The sequence below is a fragment of the Methylobacterium sp. E-045 genome (genome assembly GCF_022829685.1).
Lineage (GTDB): Bacteria > Pseudomonadota > Alphaproteobacteria > Rhizobiales > Beijerinckiaceae > Methylobacterium.
In genome coordinates this window covers 358,584-377,784 of sequence record NZ_JAKSYE010000125.1, presented here as the reverse complement: position 1 = coordinate 377,784, position 19,201 = coordinate 358,584, and the positions used below count along the sequence as shown (strand labels likewise).

Here is a 19,201-nt window from a genome sequence, read left to right as displayed (position 1 = left end):
GTCAACGCGAACTTCGCCGTTGCGGATGCATGGGGATGCCGCCTCCCGGCATGAAATTTACGACAGAAAACCGGGTGGTCCCCGGCAAGTCCCTGTCGCGCAACGAAAAAGAGCCCGACCTTTCGGCCGGGCTCCTGATCGGAAACGGAGGTCACCGCCCTGAGGCGGGGACCGGATCCGCCAAGTCCTAGTACGAGCCGAACTTGTAGTTCAGGCCGGCGCGGACGACGGCGAACTCGGACTCGCGAGCAGCAACCGAGGGGCTGATGGTCAGGAGGCCGTTGGGGCCGGCAGCCGCGTTGAACACCGAGCGACCGCCACGGTTGTTCTTGTCGTTCTCGAGGTTCACGTACAGACCTTCGACCTTCAGGGTCACGGCCGACGACTTGAAGAAGTTGAAGAACGAGTCGGTGGGGAGAGCGTACTCGATACCACCACCAGCGGTGTAGCCGGTGCGGAAGTCGTCGCCACCCGTGGCGCCGTCGCCGTAGGCGAAGCCGCCGGTGCCGTACACGAGGGTGCGGTCGAAGGCGTAACCGATACGGCCGCGGACGGTGCCGAAGAAGTTCATCTCGTTGCCCGGGATACGGACCGAGGTGGGGCTGACGAGGGCGCCGGCGACGGGGCTGATGGTGCCGGCCACGGTGCGGCTCTTGTTGCCGAAGTCGGTGTACTGGGCGTCAGCTTCGATACCGACGACCACGCCCGAACCCGGGGTGAACTGGTAGTTGTAGCCGACCTGACCACCGCCGACGAAGCCTTCGAGGTCGTTGCCGCCGTTGGTCGAGACGACCACCGGGGTGCGGGTGAAGGAGTTCAGCACCGAACCGCCCGGAAGGGTGTAGCGATCGCTGTTGCTGCCGGCGTCGAAGCCGTAACCGGCGTTGATACCGAAGTAGGCGCCGGTCCAGGTGAACACCGGCACGGGGACGAACACCGGCGGAGCGGCGCGGCGCGGAAGGTCGGCGGCGAAAGCGGAACCGGCGATGACGATGCCGGCGAGGGCGGTCGTGCCGCGAAGGAAGGATTTCATGGTCTGGTCCTCTACTCTTTAGCGCGGCCGCCTTTTTGGGAGCGGTCCTGCGCAGTTCCCCGTCTATATCCCAGCCTCAGTCAGGAAGCTGTTGCATCGCAACCACGCCGCGTGTGTTGAACACGGCCCCTTTGTGGCGGCGACCACCTCATTCGAGGTCATGCACTCCGAAAACGCCGACGAACGGCCAAGGTTCACTTGCGGCTACGCTTTTTTCACGTCCGAATCATGACAAGTTGTCGCACCCGCGGAACGGGCGAGCAACTCGCCTATGCCGCGAGGGTGATCGCGGAGATCAGACGGCCGTAATCCGCCTCACCCCGGTGGGTCGTCCGGCGATAGCTGTAGAAGCGCTCGGGGTCGGCGTAAGTACACAGGCCGAGAAGCGATGCCGTCCTGACGCCGGCTTCGCTCAAGCGACGGGCGATGAAACCCGGCAGGTCGAACTGGGCGTGCCCCTCGCGCCCCTGCGAGAAATGGACGTCGGAACCCGGGACCTCCGCGGAAAATCGGCTGCGGAAATCCTCCCCGACTTCATAGGCGGGTTGAGAGATCGTCGGGCCGAGCACCGCAACGATGTCGTTCCGCTCCGATCCGAGCCGCACCATGGCGTCGACGGTGGCGGCGATCACGCCGGTCAACGCTCCCTTCCAACCCGCATGGGCGGCACCGACGACACGGGCGACGGGATCGGCGAAGAGGATCGGGCCGCAATCGGCCGTGGCGATTCCGAGGGCGAGGTTCGGAACCCGCGTGACCATGGCGTCGGCGCGGGGACGGTCAGCGAGGGCCAGCGGGCCTTCGATCACGGCGACCTCCGCCGAATGAACCTGATACAGGCTGACGAGGTGGCTCGGCGGGACCCCCATATGCTCGGCCATGCGGCGGCGGTTCTCCGCGACGAGAGAGGGCTCGTCATGCGACCCGAGACCGCCATTGAGGCTGGCATAGAGTCCCGTCGAGACGCCGCCGCGACGGGTGAAGAAGGCGTGCCGGATGCCGGGCAGACCTGCGAGGCTGGGGGCTTCGATATGCATGCGCCGTGTCCGTCCTTGGAGAATGTCGGACGTCCTATAGCATCGGCTCCGGCCCGAGGGGGGAGCGCCGTATCGGCCCCCGTCGATCCGTGGCCGCGGCCTCGAAACGCCGGTCGCCCCGATGCGGAGCCGGAGGCTCCCTCCCACCCGATCTTCCGTCCGACGCGAAGAGGCCCGCCTCGCCATCGGAACTCTCATGTCCCGCAATTTGGGACAGCCGATTTTTCTTAACTTTTACGGTTCGTTAAGCATGCTTTGATCCTATGCCCTCGTACATGAGGACGTGAGCGATGTCGGAACCAGCCCGTCACTACCAGGCACAGGATCTAAATGGTCGTCCGACACCCGGCCCCCTGCGGGACTGGCTGGCGGCCATGAAGGCGGCCACCACCGCGCAGGAGCAGGCCGCGGTCGCCGCGCCGCACGCCGAGCCGCAGCGTCCGGCCGCCGAGAAGGTCGCGCCGTTCGATCGGCCCGCCGCGGCCGAGAGGCCCGAGCCGCAGGCTCCGGCCTGGTCGCCCCGGGTCGTGCCGCCGCCCGTCCGGACCGAAGCCACGGACGAGAACGACCTCTCGGAACTGATGGCCGAGAACCTGATGCTCAAGGCCAAGCTCAAGCTCGAGGGCGACCGCTACGATCAGCTCCAGGGTCTCCTCGCCCAGGAACTGCGCCGCCTGCGGTCGCATGTGGAGAAGGAGATGGTCGAGCTCCAGGAGCTGCGCGCGGAGCGCGACCGCCTCAGCGAACTCCAGGCTCTCTTCGTCCAGGAACTCGACGAGGCGCGCGAACGCTCGGAGAGAGTGGCCGTCGAGTTGGGCGAGGCCCGCTCGGAACGCGATCTCTGGATGGCTCGGGCCGAGGCGCTCGCGCAGCCCCTGTTCCAGAAGCGCTGAACCGCTCATTTTCTGAACCCGAACGACGAAGGGCCGCCCCGTGAGGGCGGCCCTTCCATTGCCGAACCGCTTGTCCGTTCGGCCGAACCCGGTAAGGGGTCCTCTGACGCGCTAGGCGTGCGCACCGGAGGCGACGGTCCAGGTCCGGTAAGCCGAGGTAAGCGGCTGATTTAGGCAATGAGACACTGGATCACCTCCTTTCGTTCGTTGCGAGAACCCTAAGCTAGTCACGGATCCGCGGCTTGAAAAGCCCCGATGCGGCGGGCGCGGCGCCTCGCCGCTGGGGGCCTTCCTTTCGCTCGCCCGCGCTCGATGCGTGGTCCCATCCGGGCATGGCGTCGGAGCGCCCGCGCGCAGTACGACGGCGTTGACGCTCGAGCGCTCTCCGTGCTGCGCTGGCACTCCTGTTCCGTGGCGAATGTCGACGAGGCGGTCCGGGTGTTCCTGCGCCGCAGGGTGATGCCGAGGGCCGGCCGAGCAGGTCCGCGCGGCCAAACCGACGCTTTGCCCTGCTGAGTTTCCGATGTGCCGCAGGTCTCGATCGCGGAACCGGGGGGCACGTCTGCGAAACCCGCTCGGATCCTGCCGGGTGAGCGGGGGGATCACGGTCTCGGCCGGTCCTTCACCGCTTATGGCCAGCGCCGCCACCGAGGCGTAAGACGGGGCGCACTCCGCCGGGCATCGTCCGGCACCCGACCGGCCGGGGCAGCCCCGGAGACGAGATCGCTTCAGGACAATCGCGGCCCATCATGCTCTCATCCCCGCCGACCCAGGCAAAGGCCGATACGGCGAAGAATCCGGCGACCGACGAAGCGGCCCTCGACCCCGATGCCATGCGCCAACCCCTGCCGGATGCGTTCTACTGCGTCGGCCGCTCCGACACGCTGAAACCCGGCGGCCTGCGCGCCGTCGAACTCAACGGAGAGCAGATCGTCCTCGGCCGCGACACGGCCGGCGCCGCCTTCGCCATGCGCGACCGCTGCCCGCACCGGGGCATGGCTCTGTCGAAGGGGCGGTTCGACGGCGACGCCGTGACCTGTCCCTTCCACGGCTGGCGCTTCGGCACGGACGGACGCTGCCGCGACGTGCCCACCCTCTCCTCCGCCGATGCGGCGGACTTCACCCGGATCGCCGTCCAGCGCTTTCCCATTCGCGAGAGTGCCGGCTTCGTCTGGGTGAACCCCTATCTCGGGCCGCCGGGCGGCGACCTGCCGCCCCTGCCGGAACTCGGGTTCGAGGCGGCGGGCTCCCTCGTGGTCGAACTCGTGGTCGAGGCGTCGTTCGACCTCACCACATTGAGCCTCGTCGACCCCGGCCATGTGGCCTTCGTCCACGATTCCTGGTGGTTCCGCCCGTCGAAGGAGCTGCGGGAGAAGGTGAAGACCTTCACGCCGACGCCGCACGGCTTCACCATGTCGAGCCATGCCACCACGACGAGCTCGCCGGTCTACAAGCTGCTCGGCGGCGTGCCGGAGGTGGAGATCGAATTCCGCCTGCCCGGCGTCCGGCTGGAGCGGATCGAGGCCGGGGCCAAGCGCGTGGCGAACTACACCTTCGCAACGCCCCTGACGCACAACCGCACCCTGCTGACGAACGCGCTTTACTGGAACATGCCGCTCCTCAACCTGCTGAAGCCCCTGGCGCGACCGCTCATGCGGCAGTTCCTGACCCAGGACCAGCAGGTGCTCCAGCACGCCCAGGCTGGCCTCGACCGCAAGCCCACCATGGTCCTGTTCGGCCAGAGCGATCTCCCGTCGCAATGGTATTTCCGCCTCAAGCGGGAAGCTCTCCAGGCGGCGCGGGAGGCACGGACCTTCCGCAATCCGCTGGTGCAGCAGGAATTGCGCTGGCGGTCCTGAAACTTTTCCGCCCTCCACCCCGTAGCCCGTCCTTTCAGACCGATACTTTCGGAAAGGGACGGGACCGTTGCCGCATTACGTCGTTCGCCGCAGTCGCATGGGGCGATTCAACTTCACGCTCATCGGTGCGCATGGGCGTATCACCGGCGTCGTCGCCGTCCCCACCGAGAATAAGAGCCGCGAGGAAGTCGAGGTCGAGGCGCACCGGAAGATCCGGGCTCTCGCCGGCGAACTGGTGGCCGTGATGCCCAAGGCCTCGGAAGGCTGACGGAAGGCGTCTTGATTGCGCGGCCGCCACCGCCATCTCGGAACGATGAAACGGCAAAGCCTTCTCGCGACCCTCTCAGCGGTCACCGTCATGACGCTGGGCGGCGTCGGCTACGCGGCGCATCGGCGCAGCAAGGGCCGAAACCCGTATTACAGCGGCCCGGTGACCGACCATTTCGACGGGCTGCAGTTCCACGGCGTCAATCAGCCGGCGGACAAGGTGCTCGGCGACATCCTGCGCTGGAAGCGGGAGCGGGCCGGGATCGGTTGGCCGTCCTCGTTCCCGAGCCCCTTCCGCGACACGCCGCCCGAACGGGTGGAGGGCCTGCGGGTGTCGCTCATCGGCCATGCGAGCTACCTGTTTCAGGTCGGCCGCCGCAACATCCTCGTCGACCCGGTCTACGCCCAGCGCGCCAGCCCCCTTTCCGTGGCGGGTCCGAAGCGGGTCAATCCACCGGGCATCGCCTTCGGCGACCTGCCGCCGATCGACGTCGTGCTGATCACCCACAACCATTACGACCATCTCGACGGTCCCACAGTCGCCCGCCTCTGGCAGGACCACCAGCCCCTGATCGTGGCTCCCCTGGGCAACGACAGCATCCTGCGGTCCTTCGACGACACGATGCATGTGGAGACCTGCGACTGGGGCCAGTCCGTCGATCTCGGCGGCGGGCTCACGGTGCACATGACCCCCGCCAACCACTGGTCGGCCAGGGGCCTCAACGACAAGCGCATGGCGCTCTGGTGCTCCTACGTCCTGACGGGTCCGTCCGGCGTCGTCTATCATTCCGGGGATACCGGATTCGGCGATGGCGCGATCTTCCGCGATGCCCGCGAACGCTTCGGTCCCCCGCGCCTCGCCACCCTGCCGATCGGGGCCTATGAGCCGCGCTGGTTCATGAAGGGCCAGCACATGAACCCGGCCGATGCCGTCGAGGCCGGGCGTCTTCTCGGGGCCGACCAGATGCTCGGCCACCATTGGGGCACGTTCCGCCTCACCGACGAGGGGATCGAGCAGCCGGCGGAGGCCTTGCTGGCGGCCTGCGAGGCGCAAGGGATCGACCCCGCCCGCTTCATTCCCCTGCGACCCGGCCAGGTCTGGTCACCCGATCTCCCCTGAGAGGGCGTCGGATCCTGGCCCGGAGACGCACGCCTTCAGGCGGCGGGCGTGTCGAGGAACTGGGGAAGCGATTCCGCCCGGGCCGTCGATGCGACGAGCTTCGGATAGGAGCCGGCATCGACGAGGTCCGGTATCATCATCCGCGTGAAGCTCCAGGCGACCGCGACGCTGACATCGGCCTGAAGCGGACGTGAGCCCGCGAGGAGCCAGCCTTCGCCATCGCCGATCTCGTCCTCGATGAGCGCGTAGGCCGCGACGAGTTGACCGCGGACCCGGTCGATCCACGGGCCGTGCTGCTTCTCGGCCGGTCGGAGATCGCGTTCGTAGACGATCTGCACCGTCTTCTCGCAGGCAGCCAGCGCCAGTCCGATGAGACGTTGCGAGCGGGCACGATCGGTCAGGGCGATCGGGTGAAGACGGCGATCGGCGCCGACGAGACCGTCCATATGGTCGAGGATGAGTGTCGACTCCATCAGGACGATGCCGTCATCCGTGACCAGGGTCGGCGCCTTGACCACCGGATTGATCGCCGCGAACGCCTCGTAATGTCGGAATACCGAGAGCGGCCGGTGGACGAACGGAATCCCCATGAGCTTCAGCGAAATCGCAACGCGGCGCACATAGGGTGAATCGAGCATGCCGATCAATTGCATGGGGCGTCCCGTCGGATTGGAGAATCGATGGGGACGAGCTTGGCTGTTCAGCAACGGATGCACTATGGCAAGTCATCGGTGCCGGTCGGTATATGCCGATGATTTGAAGGTCCAACGCGCGTGGGAAGACCGGCTGCCGATCTCGACGACAAGGATGTCGCCATCCTGGAAATCCTTCAGGATGACGGGAGGATCGCGCTCTCGGAACTCGGCCGCCGCGTCGGCCTCTCGCAACCCGCCATGTCCGAGCGGGTGAAGCGACTGGAGGAGAGCGGCATCATCGCCGGCTACGGTGCGCGGCTCGACCATGCCGCGCTGGGGCTCGGGATGATGGCGATCATCCGGCTCAAGACGGCCCACGAGCATATCCGGGCCTGCCTCGCCCATTTCGCCGCCCTGCCGCATATCTGCGAGGTCCACCGCGTGACCGGCGAAGATTGCTTCATTCTGAAAGCGATCGTGCCGACGCCGGGTGACCTCGCGGCGATCGTCGACGCGATCGGCCGGTTCGGTCCGGTCACGACCTCCGTCGTGCTGAAGAGCGAGCCGAGCCGGCCGATCGGCCGTGAACTCATCCGCGCCGGCCGGAAAGGATGAGGCGGATCACAGGATGAACCGGCTGAGATCCGCGTTCGCGGCGAGGCTCTCCACCCGCTCGCGGACATAGGCCGCATCGATCGGCACCGTCTCCCCGGACCGGTCGGTGGCGGTGAAGGAGATGTCGTCGATCACCCGCTCCAGCACGGTCTGGAGCCGTCGGGCGCCAATATTCTCCACCGAGTTGTTCACCTCGACGGCGACCCGTGCCAGCGCGTCCACGGCGTCGTCGGTGAAATCCAGGATCACGCCTTCCGTCGCCATGAGCGCCACGGTCTGTTTCAGCAGGCTCGCTTCGGTGGTGGTGAGGATCTGCTTGAAATCCTCCACGGTGAGGGGCTGCAGCTCGACCCGGATCGGCAGTCGGCCCTGCAATTCCGGCAGGAGATCGGACGGCTTCGAGACGTGGAACGCGCCGCTGGCGATGAACAGGATGTGGTCGGTCTTCACCGGGCCGTGCTTCGTCGCCACGGTGGTTCCCTCGATCAGCGGCAGCAGGTCGCGCTGCACGCCCTCTCGGGACACATCGGCGGACGAGCGGCCTTCCTTGGCGCAGATCTTGTCGATCTCGTCGAGGAAGACGATGCCGTTGTTCTCGACCTCGCGGATCGCCTCCTGCGTGAGGGATTCCGTGTCCACCAGCTTGTCGGATTCCTCCGCGAGCAGGGGGGCGTAGGCCTCGCGCACGGTCATGCGCTTCGGCTTGCCCTTCTGGCCGCCGAGGGCCTTGCCGAGCATGTCGCCGAGATTGACCGCCCCCATGGACGCGCCGGGCATCCCGGGGATCTCGAACATCGGCAGGCCGGAGGGCGATCCGCCGGACAGCTCGATCTCGACCTCCTTGTCGTCGAGTTCGCTGGCCCTCAGCTTCCTGCGGAAACTGTCGCGGGTGGCCTGGCCCGATGTCGGCCCGACCAGGGCGTCGAGGATGCGCGATTCCGCCGCCGCCTCCGCTTTGGCCTGGACCGAGCGACGCTTCTCTTCGCGCTTGAGGCCGATGCCGACCTCCACGAGGTCGCGGATGATCTGCTCCACGTCACGGCCGACATAGCCGACCTCCGTGAACTTCGTCGCCTCGATCTTGAGGAACGGCGCGCCGGCGAGCTTGGCCAGACGGCGGGCGATCTCCGTCTTGCCGCAGCCCGTGGGGCCGATCATGAGGATGTTCTTGGGTGCCACCTCCTCGCGCAAGGGACCGACGAGCTGCTGCCGGCGCCAGCGGTTGCGCAGGGCGATGGCCACCGCGCGCTTGGCATCGTGCTGGCCGACGATGAACCGATCGAGCTCGGAGACGATTTCGCGGGGAGAGAAGGTTGTCATCACGCTCCGGTCGGATGCGGCAGCGGCGCTGCCCTGAAAGCGGGGAGGGCGCGCAGTCGATCCGTCACGACGCTCCGCCCGCGCGTACGCGGCCGGGGCGAGCCGAAGGCGGTGCCATGTGAGCGGGCCGGCATGGGATCGGGATCGTGCACGGTCCCGATCTAAGCGTCGGCGGCCGTCCTTTCCAGATGCATCGGGACAGCGCTCAGGCGGCCCGGATGCCGCCGACGAAGCCCTCGACCTCGTGTCCCAGGCTCAGGGACTGGCGCGTCAGCTGTTCGGCCGCGGCCAGCACCTGAGATGCGCCCGCTCCGGTCTGAACCGCCGCGACCTGCACGTCCGCGATGGTGTCGGTGACAGCCTGGGTTCCGCGGGCGGCATCGTTGACGCTGCGGGCGATTTCCTGCGTCGCCACCTGCTGCTGTTCTACCGCCGCCGCGACGCCCATCGCGATCGTGTGCACGCTGCCGATGGTGGAGCCGATCTCCTCGATGGCGCCCACCGTATCGCGGGTGGCGTCCTGGATCGTCGCGATCTGCGCCGTGATCTCGTCCGTCGCCTTCGCGGTCTGGGCGGCGAGTCCCTTCACCTCGGCGGCGACCACCGCGAAGCCGCGGCCGGCCTCACCGGCGCGGGCCGCCTCGATCGTGGCGTTCAGGGCGAGCAGGTTGGTCTGGCTGGCGATGCTGGAGATCAGGGCGACCACGTCGCCGATGCGGGACGCGCTGTCGGCGAGGATTCGGACACGCTCCGTCGTCCGGCGGGCGCTCTCCACGGCGCCGGCCGCGGCGGCGGATGTCTGACTGACCTGTGCGCCGATCTCGTTGGCGGTGGCGGCGAGTTCCTCGGTGGCCGCCGCCACGGCCTGAACGTTCATCGCCGTCTCGTTGGCCGCGTTCATCACCGCGGTGGACTGCCGGTTGGTCTGGTCGGCGTTGGCCGCCATGGAGCGGGCGGTGAGCTCCATCTCGGCAGCCGAGCCGGCCAGGGTCTCGACGAGGTTCCCGACGCTGCCCTGGAAGCGATCCGCGAGTTCGTTTCTCTCGCCCCGGCGACGCTGGGACGCGATGCCGGCGGCCTGGTCCTGGCTGGTGCGCAGCTCCGCCGACTCCTTCATCGTCGCCGAGAAGACCCGCATGCTGGTCCAGATCTCGCCGATCTCGTCCCGCCGGGCCTTCGCCTCGGGCAGGGTAAGATCGCCCTCCGACAGGCGGCGGATCGCTGCGGAGACGCCGGCCAGGGGCCGGGCGATCTCCCGCGTTCCCACGAAACCGCCGATGAGGAGGCTGCCGAGGGTTCCGCCGATGGCCAGGGCCAGGAGCAGGTTCAGGCGCTCGTCGTAGAGATCGTCCACCCGTCGATCGATGGCCTCCACCTCGGCGGAACTGTGGGCCACGAGCGTCTCGATACCGTCCTGGAAAGCCTGGCGGTTGGCCCGGTTGACTTCGTTGAAGCCCTGGTCCGCGGCGGCCTTCGGCGAAACCTGCGTGCCGAGACGTGCGGTTTCCGTGCGAAGGGTGGTGAAGCTTGCGGCCTCGGCGGTGATCTTGTCGAACAGCGCACGCTCGCTCGCAGGCACTTTCGGAGCCCATGCGGCGATGAGGGCGTTCATCGCCTCCAGGTTCTTCTTCAGCCGGACCGCGTATTTCTCGGCATCCTGCGTGTCTTTCGCGGCATAGATGCCGCGCGACTCGACCACGACGCTGGTGACGAGCCGGTTCATGTTCGCGGCATCGAGGGCCCGCTGAGACGCGAATTTGGCATCCGTCAGCGCTGTGTTGAAGGCTTGCAACGACACGATGCTAATCGTGGCGACGACGAGCGTCACCATCGAGCAGAGCCCCACGAAACCGAGAATTTTCGTCCTGATGCGCATCGTCGTCGGCCAGCTTTCCGAGAAAGACAGGCGATAGCGCTAGGGGAACATCGACAAGTTTACGTTAATCCGAGCTTCGGGTCGGCATTAAGATGCAGAAATCTCCAGCTGCTCGATGACGACATTGCCGTTCGTGTAGACGCAGATCTCCGCCGCGATGCCGAGCGCCCGCCGGACGATCGCCTCCGCGTCGTGCTCGCCATCCTCCAGGGCGCGGGCAGCGGCCAGGGCGTAGTTCCCGCCCGATCCGATGGCCATGACCCCGCCCTCCGGCTCCAGGACATCGCCGGCGCCGGACAGGAGCAGGCTGACGTCCTTATCCGCCACCAGCATCATCGCTTCGAGCCGGCGCAGGTAGCGGTCGGTGCGCCAATCCTTGGTGAGCTCGACGCAGGCGCGGGTCAGTTGCCCCGGATATTGTTCCAGCTTGGCCTCGAGGCGCTCGAACAGGGTGAAGGCATCGGCCGTCGCCCCGGCGAATCCGCCGATCACGGATCCCTTGGCGAGGCGGCGCACCTTGCGGGCATTGCCCTTCACGATGGTCTGGCCGAGGCTGACCTGCCCGTCGCCGCCGATGACCACCCTGCCGCCCTTGCGGACCATCAGGATCGTGGTGGCGTGCATCTGCGGCGGGCCGCCGGATTCGGAATGGGACAAGGCTGGCTCCGGTCTGGTTCTGACCGGTGTCAGGTAGTCGTTCGGGCGTCCGACTCCAACCACCGCCGGGGCGTTACCGCGCTAGAGCATGTTCCGTCATCTCTGGATCACGGAACATGCTCCAGCCTGCTGTGTGGTCGCATTGTCTTCACGCGAGCCGGCATCCACCTCGCTTGAAAATGCCCTATGCGGGGTAGCGCTCGAAGGCCGGCAGGGTCTGGAACCCGGCGAACCATGAAGGCGCTTCCGCAAGCTGGATCCGGACCTGGAGCGGCAGCGCCTCCGGATCGTCGAGGGTCGCGGTGTGGATGTCGATCTGGCCCGGGAAGACCGCCTCGTTGCGGTAGAACAGCCCGGTGCCGCAGGTTCCGCAGAACTGCCGGATGATTCCGGGCGAGGATTCGTAATCGGTCGGACGGCCCGAAATCGCCACCCGCTCGGCCGGAAACAGGGCGAAGCCCACCACGGGAGCACCCGACGAGCGCCGGCAATCGGCGCAATGACACAGGGCGGAGTGGCTCGGCTCGCCCTCGGCACTGTAATGAATCGCGCCGCAGCGGCACCGTCCCGTCAAGACCATGTCGGTTCCCCCTTCGTTCTCATCCGTTGTCTCAGAGGACGATGATTCGGGCAAGACATTGGCGCCCCCGTTCACACCACCACGGTGATCCGCCGCGCGGCGCGGGTCAGGCCGGTATAGAGCCAGCGGGCGCGGTGCTCGCGGAAGGCGAAGGACTCGTCGAACAGCACGACGTTGTCCCATTGCGAGCCCTGCGCCTTGTGCACCGTCAGGGCGTAGCCATAGGTGAACTCGTCGGTCTCGCGCTTGAGGAAGGCGGGGATCTCCTCCTCGGAGCCGGACATCACCGCCCGCAGCACCTTGATGTCGATGGGCCGCCGGCGCAGGGCCGGGTCGTCCTCGGGCACCACGTCGAGGCGGACGGTATCGGCGCGGGGCGCGGCCCGAAGGGCATGGACCGTCCAGGTCGAGCCGTTGAGCAGCCCCTTGGTCCGGTCGTTGCGCAGGCAGACCAGTTTCTCGCCCACCGCCGGCATCGGGTCGGTGTGGCCGGCGAGTTCCCGCAGGCGATTGTTGTAGAGCCGCCGCGTCTTGTTCATGCCGACGAGCACCTGGTCGCAGTCGAGCACGCTCGACGGGTCGAGGGAGCGCCGCGAGACGACGCGGCTCTCGCCGTACTCGCCGATGCTGAGCCGGCCGCCCTCGCGGATCGTCATCGCCATGCGCACGATCGGGTCGTCGGCGGCCTGCCGGTGGACGTCGGTGAGCATCACGTCGGGCTCGGCCTCGGTGAAGAACCCGCCGCCGCGCACCGGCGGCAATTGGGCGGGGTCGCCGAGGACCAGGACCGGCTTGTCGAAAGAGAGGAGGTCGTTGCCGAGATCCGAATCGACCATGGAGCATTCGTCGATGACGACGAGTTCCGCCTTGGAGACCGGCCCGGTGCGGTTGAGGGTGAAGGCCGGCCCTCCCTCCTCGGTCTCCTTGCTGCGATAGATCAGGCTGTGGATCGTCGCGGCGTCGTGGCAGCCTTTCGACCGCATCACCGAGGCGGCCTTGCCCGTGAAAGCACCGAAGACGACCGTCCCCTCCACATCGTCGGCGATGCGGCGGGCCAGGGTGGTCTTGCCGGTGCCGGCATAGCCGAACAGGCGGAACACCTGCGGACCGCCGGCCTTGCGCCACTCGGCGATGGCTTTCAGCGCCGCATCCTGCTGCGGCGCATAGCGCGTCGGTAGGTCGTCGCTCACGGCCAGCGGACGGTGGGCGGCAGCGAGGACAGGATCGAGGCGACGTTGCCGCCGGTCTTCAGTCCGAAGATGGTGCCCCGGTCGTAAAGGAGGTTGAACTCCACGTAGCGCCCGCGCCGCACCTGCTGCTCGAGCCGGTCTGCCTCGGTCCACGGCGTCGAGAGATTCGCGCGCACGATGGCCGGATAGGCGTCCAGGAAGGCGAGGCCGACATCCCTGGTGAAGGCGAGATCGGCCTTCGGATCGCCGGTCCAGTGATAATCGTAGAAGATTCCGCCGATGCCGCGGGGCTCGTTGCGGTGCTTGAGAAAGAAGTACTCCTCGCACCACGCCTTGTAGCGGTCGTAATCCGCCGCCGGCGCATGGGCGTCGCAGGCCGCCTTCATCGCCGCGTGGAATCGCAGAGTGTCCGGGTCGTCCTGCGTCCGGCGCCGGTCGAGGACGGGGGTCAGATCGGCCCCGCCGCCGAACCACGTCTTCGTCGTGGAGACGAAGCGGGTGTTCATGTGCACCGTCGGCACATGCGGGTTCCAGGGATGGACGATGAGCGAGATGCCCGTGGCGTAGAAGCGCGGGTCTTCCGCCGCGCCCGGCATCTGCGCACGGAATTCCGGCGCGAACTCGCCGAAGACCTGCGAGACGTGGACGCCGGCCTTCTCGAACAAGCGGCCATGCAGCATCGCCATGGTGCCGCCGCCGCCGGGCGTGCCGCTATGGTCGGTGCGTTGCCAGGGGGTCTTCACGAAACGTCCGGCCTCGGCCGGGGCATCGGGATGGAACGGCCCTTCGGCCTCAGCCTCGATGGCCTCCAGTTCCGCCACGATCCGGTCGCGCAGGCTCGCGAACCATGTGGTCACCTCGTCCTTCAGGAGGGCGAGTTCGGCGGCCGGAGGCGGCGGCGGGGTCGTGTCGGACATCGTCATGGGGGAGGGATGTCCCATCCCTCCCGCCCATCGTCAATCGAGGTCCGGTCAATCTTTCCCCACCGACATGAGCAGGCGCTCGGTCTTGGCATCCTCGATCCGGTTGACCATGCGGCGGCCCTCATGGACGTCGCGGATGGTCTTGGTGGCGGTGATGCAGGACTGGACCAGCATGATCGTGCCCATGGCGAGGTAGCCCTTGATCCAGATGTCCATGGGCATGAACAGGATTCCGAGGCCGACCATGGCCGCCGAGCCGATGAACGAGGCGTAGGTGAAGGTGACCCAGGCGCCGGAATGCTGAGTGGGTTCGTTGGTCATGATTGGTGTCCTTGGTGTGACAGGGTGAAGCCAAGCGTGGCGTGAGACTGGCGAGGGATTCAGGTCGCGGCGCGTGCCTCGACCTTGCGACGGAGCCGTTCGAGGACCGCGCCGCCGCTCGAGCGGGTGCTGGAGCCGAAGCCTTCGCGTTCGAGCCGTTCGGCGATGGAGAGGCCGGGCTCGGTCTCGGCAAGGGCGGCCTGCGTGTCGGCAGCCTCGGTCTGGAGCGCACGCAGCCGGCTCAGGGTCGCCTCAGCCTCCTTGAGTGTCGCCCGTTCGCCGGGGTTGGCCTGAACGCCCAGGCGTCGTGCCGCCTCCGCCGCGGCGGCGATTCGGCGTCCGCGCTCCAACTCGCCCTGCCGCCGGGTCGCGTCGGCGACGACGGAGTGGATGCGGGCGACCTCGCGGGCGAATCGCAGGCGTGCCTCGCCGATGGCGTCGCGTTCGGATTCGAGCTCCGCGATGGCCTCCGCCGCCTCGGTGGCCAGGTCCTCGCGTCCCGCCGCCAGGGCCGCCAGGGCGCGCTCTTCGAGATCTGCCGCGCGGGTTTCCACCTCGGCGAAACGCCGTTCTTCCGCCTTGTCGCCGGCGACAGCGGCGGCGAGGGCCAGTCGGCTGCGCTCCAGCGAGACCCGCGTCTCGCGGATCTGCTGATCAAGGATGAGCAGGGCGTGGCGATCGATCACCTCTTCCTCGGCCCGGGCGGCCGCGCCGCGGGTGAGAAGCCGAAACAGTTTGAGCATGGTGTGCCTCCGGCGTTTGAACGCTGTTCACACTCATGGTCTCGGCGATATTTGAACACCGTTCAAGTGCTGAACTGCACACCGTTCAAACGGTGGTTCACGGGATCGGGCCGACCTGCCGGAGCCCCTCGCCCAAAATCATCGCCGCCGCCACGGCGATGTTGAGCGAGCGCATTCCCTCGCGGATCGGAATGACGATCCTGGCATCGGCCGCCTCGTGGACGGAGGCGGGGACGCCCGCCGATTCCCGGCCGAGCAGGATGCAGTCGCCGGGAAGGAAGGCGAAGGCGGTGTAGGGGAGGGCGCCGGCGGTGGTGGCGAGGACGAGACGCGTTCCGGTCTCGGTCCGCCATTGTGAGAACGCGGCCCAGGAGCGATGCCTCGTGATCGCCACATGGTCGAGATAGTCGAGCCCCGATCGGCGCAGGTGACGGTCCGAAACGTCGAACCCCGCCGGCTCGATGATGTCGACGGCGACGTCGAGGCAGGCCGCCATCCGCAGGATCGTCCCGGTATTCTGGGGAATGTCGGGCTGGTAGAGGGCGAGACGGAGCATCGGACCGGGCAGCTGCATTGCGTCTGCGGCATCGCCTCACGGTTGGCGGTCCGTCAAGGCCGACTACCTGAGACAGACCTCCAACACCGGACTAGACCATGTTTCTCGATTGGCTCGAGCGCCGTATCGATCCGTTCGCGTCCTTCGAAGACGGGCGGATGCCGCCCAAGACGGTGACGGGCTTCGCCGCCTTCTATCTCAGGCCGATGCGGACGGCCCTGCTGATGCTGTTCCTCGTGGCCGTGGCCGCCGGAACGGTGGAAGCGTCGCTCTACCTGCTCATGGGCTGGTTCATCGATCTCCTGAACACGGCCGACCGCGCGACGGTGCTGCAGGACCACGGATGGAAGCTCGGTCTTGCGGCGATGCTGCTCATCGTGGTTCGCCCATTCACGATCTGGCTGCACGAAGTGATGTCCAACCAGCTCCTCGTGCCGCAGGCGACCAATCAGGTCCGCTGGCGCACGCATCTCTACACCCTCGGTCACTCGCTCTCGTATTTCCAGGCGGATTTCGCCGGACGACTCGCGAACCGGGTCGTGCAGGTCGGCCCGGCGGTGCGCGAACTGGCCGTCGTCTTCATCGATACGCTGCTCTACGTGGCGATCTACGCCGTCACGGCGGTGGGCCTGTTCGGCTCCATCTCCCTCTGGATGGCCCTGCCCGTGGTGGTCTGGGTCGCCGCCTATTCGGCGCTCACTTGGTGGTTCGTGCCCCGTGCCCGTGCGCGTTCCCTCGTCACCGCCGATACGCGGTCCCTCCTCATCGGCCGGATCGTCGACAGCTACACCAACATCCTCACCGTGAAGCTCTTTGCCCGCGACCGGGAGGAGCGCGCCGCCGTGCGCGACGCCATCGACGTGCATACGGTCGCCCATCTCCAACAGTTCCGGCTCGTCACCACAACCACGACGCTGCTCGGCTTCCTCAACAGCGCGCTCATCGTCGCCACCGCCACGGCCTGCTTCGTCCTGTGGCGACGGGGCGGCATGACCACCGGCGAGGCGGCGGCGGGGCTCGCCCTCGTCCTACGGCTGATGGCGATGTCCGGCTGGGTGATGCAGACGGTGCGCGGCATCTTCGAGAATGTCGGCGTGATCCAGGAGAGCATGCAGACGATCTCGCGGCCGCACGGGATCGTGGATCGCCCCGACGCCCGGACCCTCGCGGTCGGCGGCGGCGACATCCGCTTCGACCGGGTCGGCTTCCGCTACGGCGACGGCACGCCCGCCGTGATCGAGGATTTCAATCTGCATATCCGCCCGGGCGAGAAGGTCGGTCTGGTCGGCGTCAGCGGCGCCGGCAAGACGACCCTGACCGCGCTCCTGCTACGCCTTCACGACATCCAGAGCGGGCGGATCCTCATCGACGGCCAGGACATCGCCGGGGTGACGCAGGAATCCCTGCGCGGGGCCATTGCCATGGTGACCCAGGATACTTCGCTGCTGCATCGCTCGATCCGGGACAACATCGCCTATGGCCGGCCGGACGCGTCGATGGAGGAAATCCTCCGGGCGGCGCAACTGGCCGAAGCCGATGCGTTCATCGCCGGCCTCGTGGACCACAAGGGCCGCACCGGCTACGACGCCCAGGTGGGCGAGCGCGGCGTCAAGCTCTCCGGCGGCCAGCGCCAGCGCATCGCCATCGCCCGCGTCATCCTCAAGAACGCGCCGATCCTGATCCTCGACGAGGCGACGTCGGCCCTGGACAGTCAGGTCGAGGCGGCGATCCAGGACAGTCTCGACACGCTTATGCAGGGCAAGACCGTGCTCGCCATCGCCCATCGGCTCTCCACCATCGCCGCCCTCGACAGGCTGATCGTGGTCGATGCCGGCCGCATCGTGGAGGAGGGGACGCATGCGGAGCTGATCCGCGGCGGCGGCCTCTATGCGCGCCTCTGGGAGCGCCAGTCCGGCGGCTTCCTCGGCGACGCCTCGCCCGCCCGCTACGAGGATGCGGCGGAGTGATCGCCCTCGATCTCACCGCCGGGGCAGCCGAGCGGGGGCGTCCCTCGCGCGGCCCCTGGCTGACGGAGTTGCGGGCGACGCTGGTGCTCGCCGCCCCGCTGATCCTCACCAACCTCGCGCAGCACGGCCTCGTCACCGCCGACGTGGTGCTCCTCGGCCGCCTCGGCGCGGAACCGCTGGCGGCGGGCGCCCTGGCGACGAGCCTCTACTTCATCCTGTTCATCTGCGGGATCGGCCTCGCCTCGGCGGTCTCCCCCCTGATCGCGGGCGCGGTCGGCCGTGGCGACACCGCCGATCACGACGTCCGCCGCATCGTGGGAGCCGGCCTCTGGGCCGTCACCATCGCAGTCCTCCCGGTGATGCTGGCGCTCTGGCACACCGAACCCCTGCTGCTGGCCATGGGGCAGCAACCGAAGCTCGCCGAGGATGCCGGGCTCTACATGCGGGCCCTGCAATGGTCGATGTGGCCGGCCCTGGCCTTCATGGCCCTGCGCGCCAGCCTTTCCGCCCTTGAGCGGCCCGGCTGGCCCCTCGCCATCAGCCTCGCGGCGCTGCCGGTGAATGTCGGGCTCGCGATCTGGCTCGCCTTCGAGGGGCCGGGTCTTCTCGGCCTCGGCCTGGTCGGCGTCGGCCTCGCCACGACGCTGGCCGCGTTCCTGTCCCTCGCGGCCCTCGTGGGCGTAATGACGCTGGCGCCGTCCCTTCGGCGGCGGCGGCTCTTCCTCGGGGTCTGGCGCCCCAACGCCGCGCGCCTCGCGACCATGTTCCGTCTCGGCCTGCCCATGGCGGCGACGGGCCTCGCCGAGGCGAGCCTGTTCGAGGCCGCCGTCCTCGGCATGGGTCTGTTCGGCACGGCGCCGCTCGCGGCCCATGCCGTGACGATCCAGATCGCCGCGATCTGCTTCATGGTGCCCAACGGCATCGGTCAGGCCGCCACGGTGAGGGTCGGCCGCGCCTTCGGGGCGGGGGACCGCATGGCCATGCGCCGGGCCGGCACCATCGCGATCCTCCTCGGCTTCGGCTTCATGAGTGCGTGCGCGCTGGCACAGGTGACCCTGCCGCGTCCGCTGATCGGGCTGTTCCTCGACCTCGACGCCCCCGGCAACGCCGCGGTGATTCCCTATGCGGTGACCTTCATCGGTTTTGCCGCGCTCTTCGCCATGGCGGACGGCATCCAGTCGGTGGCCCTCGGCGCCCTGCGGGGGATGCAGGACACGCGCATTCCCATGGCCATCGCCCTGTTCGGCTACTGGATCGTCGGCATTCCGTCCGGCATCCTCGCCGCCTGGGGCCTCGGCTTCGGCGGATCGGGGATCTGGATGGGGTTCTGCGCCGGATTGGCGGTGGTTGCGGTGATGCTGGTGCGGCGCTGGCTCTGGCTGAGCGGCAGCGTCGTTTCGCCCCCGTGACGAATACGGTTTGCCGTCACGGACCTACCCTGGACAAATTCGCATCTGACGTGCCAGAAAAATGCGCCTCAGAAGGCTCGCCTCGGGTGACGCCCGGTCGCATTGCACAGACCTGTGCAATCGTGTCTGCGTCTGCGCTGCGTGCTTCTTTCGAGCGCCTCTAAATCTCGGCGAATGGAAGCGGCGCGTCCTCTCTTTGC

Annotated in this window: 19 protein-coding genes; 7 read left to right on the top strand and 12 right to left on the bottom strand. The window is 67.9% G+C overall.

The features are described from left to right. Positions 1–187: 187 nt before the first annotated feature. Positions 188–1,033 (bottom strand): outer membrane protein, encoded by an 846-nt coding sequence (locus MKK51_RS25090; protein WP_056255698.1) that lies wholly within the window; start codon positions 1,031–1,033, stop codon positions 188–190. A gap of 269 nt (positions 1,034–1,302) precedes the next feature. After that, positions 1,303–2,070 (bottom strand): peptidoglycan editing factor PgeF, encoded by a 768-nt coding sequence (gene pgeF / locus MKK51_RS25085; protein ID WP_243982115.1) that lies wholly within the window; start codon positions 2,068–2,070, stop codon positions 1,303–1,305. Between the two features lie 290 nt (positions 2,071–2,360). On the opposite strand from pgeF, the gene MKK51_RS25080 reads away from it, so the two are divergent. From MKK51_RS25080 to MKK51_RS25065, 4 genes are all read left to right on the top strand, one after another. Next, positions 2,361–2,963, top strand: coding sequence for a hypothetical protein (locus MKK51_RS25080; RefSeq protein ID WP_243982114.1), 603 nt, complete (start codon positions 2,361–2,363; stop codon positions 2,961–2,963). A gap of 749 nt (positions 2,964–3,712) precedes the next feature. Next, the gene (locus MKK51_RS25075; RefSeq protein ID WP_243982112.1) at positions 3,713–4,822 is read left to right on the top strand and encodes an aromatic ring-hydroxylating oxygenase subunit alpha; all 1,110 of its coding nucleotides are present in this window, start codon (positions 3,713–3,715) and stop codon (positions 4,820–4,822) included. 67 nt (positions 4,823–4,889) lie between these two features. Next, positions 4,890–5,090 carry a hypothetical protein gene (locus tag MKK51_RS25070; RefSeq protein WP_243982110.1) on the top strand — a complete coding sequence of 67 codons (201 nt, stop codon included), beginning with the start codon at positions 4,890–4,892 and terminating at the stop codon, positions 5,088–5,090. A gap of 45 nt (positions 5,091–5,135) precedes the next feature. Further along, positions 5,136–6,209 carry an MBL fold metallo-hydrolase gene (locus tag MKK51_RS25065; protein WP_243982108.1) on the top strand — a complete coding sequence of 358 codons (1,074 nt, stop codon included), beginning with the start codon at positions 5,136–5,138 and terminating at the stop codon, positions 6,207–6,209. Positions 6,210–6,244: 35 nt separating this feature from the next. Here MKK51_RS25065 and MKK51_RS25060 read toward each other — a convergent pair whose 3' ends face one another. Then, complete coding sequence (locus tag MKK51_RS25060; protein ID WP_243982106.1) at positions 6,245–6,862, bottom strand: glutathione S-transferase; 618 nt, start codon at positions 6,860–6,862, stop codon at positions 6,245–6,247. Positions 6,863–6,982: 120 nt separating this feature from the next. Between MKK51_RS25060 and MKK51_RS25055 the strand changes: the two genes are divergently transcribed. After that, a complete protein-coding gene (locus MKK51_RS25055; RefSeq protein WP_243982104.1) occupies positions 6,983–7,459 on the top strand; it encodes an Lrp/AsnC family transcriptional regulator in 477 nt (158 codons plus the stop codon). Positions 7,460–7,465: 6 nt separating this feature from the next. On the opposite strand, the gene hslU is transcribed toward MKK51_RS25055, so the two are convergent. From hslU to MKK51_RS25010, 9 genes are all read right to left on the bottom strand, one after another. Next, entirely contained in the window at positions 7,466–8,779 is a 1,314-nt protein-coding gene (hslU, locus tag MKK51_RS25050) for an ATP-dependent protease ATPase subunit HslU (RefSeq protein WP_243982102.1), read from the bottom strand. A 205-nt stretch (positions 8,780–8,984) separates the two neighbouring features. Next, entirely contained in the window at positions 8,985–10,655 is a 1,671-nt protein-coding gene (locus MKK51_RS25045; protein ID WP_243982100.1) for a methyl-accepting chemotaxis protein, read from the bottom strand. Between the two features lie 87 nt (positions 10,656–10,742). Beyond that, the gene (gene hslV / locus MKK51_RS25040) at positions 10,743–11,279 is read right to left on the bottom strand and encodes an ATP-dependent protease subunit HslV (RefSeq protein WP_243982285.1); all 537 of its coding nucleotides are present in this window, start codon (positions 11,277–11,279) and stop codon (positions 10,743–10,745) included. A gap of 217 nt (positions 11,280–11,496) precedes the next feature. Then, positions 11,497–11,892: a GFA family protein gene (locus MKK51_RS25035; RefSeq protein ID WP_243982095.1), complete on the bottom strand. Its 396-nt coding sequence runs from the start codon at positions 11,890–11,892 to the stop codon at positions 11,497–11,499. A 71-nt stretch (positions 11,893–11,963) separates the two neighbouring features. Then, positions 11,964–13,082 carry an ATP-dependent RecD-like DNA helicase gene (locus MKK51_RS25030; RefSeq protein ID WP_243982093.1) on the bottom strand — a complete coding sequence of 373 codons (1,119 nt, stop codon included), beginning with the start codon at positions 13,080–13,082 and terminating at the stop codon, positions 11,964–11,966. After that, the gene (hemF, locus tag MKK51_RS25025; protein ID WP_243982283.1) at positions 13,079–13,999 is read right to left on the bottom strand and encodes an oxygen-dependent coproporphyrinogen oxidase; all 921 of its coding nucleotides are present in this window, start codon (positions 13,997–13,999) and stop codon (positions 13,079–13,081) included. The genes MKK51_RS25030 and hemF overlap by 4 nt, the downstream gene beginning before the upstream one ends. A gap of 54 nt (positions 14,000–14,053) precedes the next feature. After that, positions 14,054–14,326: a YiaA/YiaB family inner membrane protein gene (locus MKK51_RS25020; RefSeq protein ID WP_243982091.1), complete on the bottom strand. Its 273-nt coding sequence runs from the start codon at positions 14,324–14,326 to the stop codon at positions 14,054–14,056. A gap of 59 nt (positions 14,327–14,385) precedes the next feature. After that, entirely contained in the window at positions 14,386–15,069 is a 684-nt protein-coding gene (locus MKK51_RS25015; RefSeq protein ID WP_243982089.1) for a PspA/IM30 family protein, read from the bottom strand. Between the two features lie 97 nt (positions 15,070–15,166). Next, positions 15,167–15,625 carry a tRNA (cytidine(34)-2'-O)-methyltransferase gene (locus MKK51_RS25010; protein WP_243982282.1) on the bottom strand — a complete coding sequence of 153 codons (459 nt, stop codon included), beginning with the start codon at positions 15,623–15,625 and terminating at the stop codon, positions 15,167–15,169. Positions 15,626–15,723: 98 nt separating this feature from the next. Between MKK51_RS25010 and MKK51_RS25005 the strand changes: the two genes are divergently transcribed. Together MKK51_RS25005 and MKK51_RS25000 are read left to right on the top strand one after the other, a co-directional pair. Next, entirely contained in the window at positions 15,724–17,592 is a 1,869-nt protein-coding gene (locus tag MKK51_RS25005) for an ABC transporter ATP-binding protein (RefSeq protein ID WP_243982087.1), read from the top strand. After that, positions 17,589–19,001 (top strand): MATE family efflux transporter, encoded by a 1,413-nt coding sequence (locus tag MKK51_RS25000; protein ID WP_243982085.1) that lies wholly within the window; start codon positions 17,589–17,591, stop codon positions 18,999–19,001. The genes MKK51_RS25005 and MKK51_RS25000 overlap by 4 nt, the downstream gene beginning before the upstream one ends. Positions 19,002–19,201 lie beyond the last annotated feature (200 nt).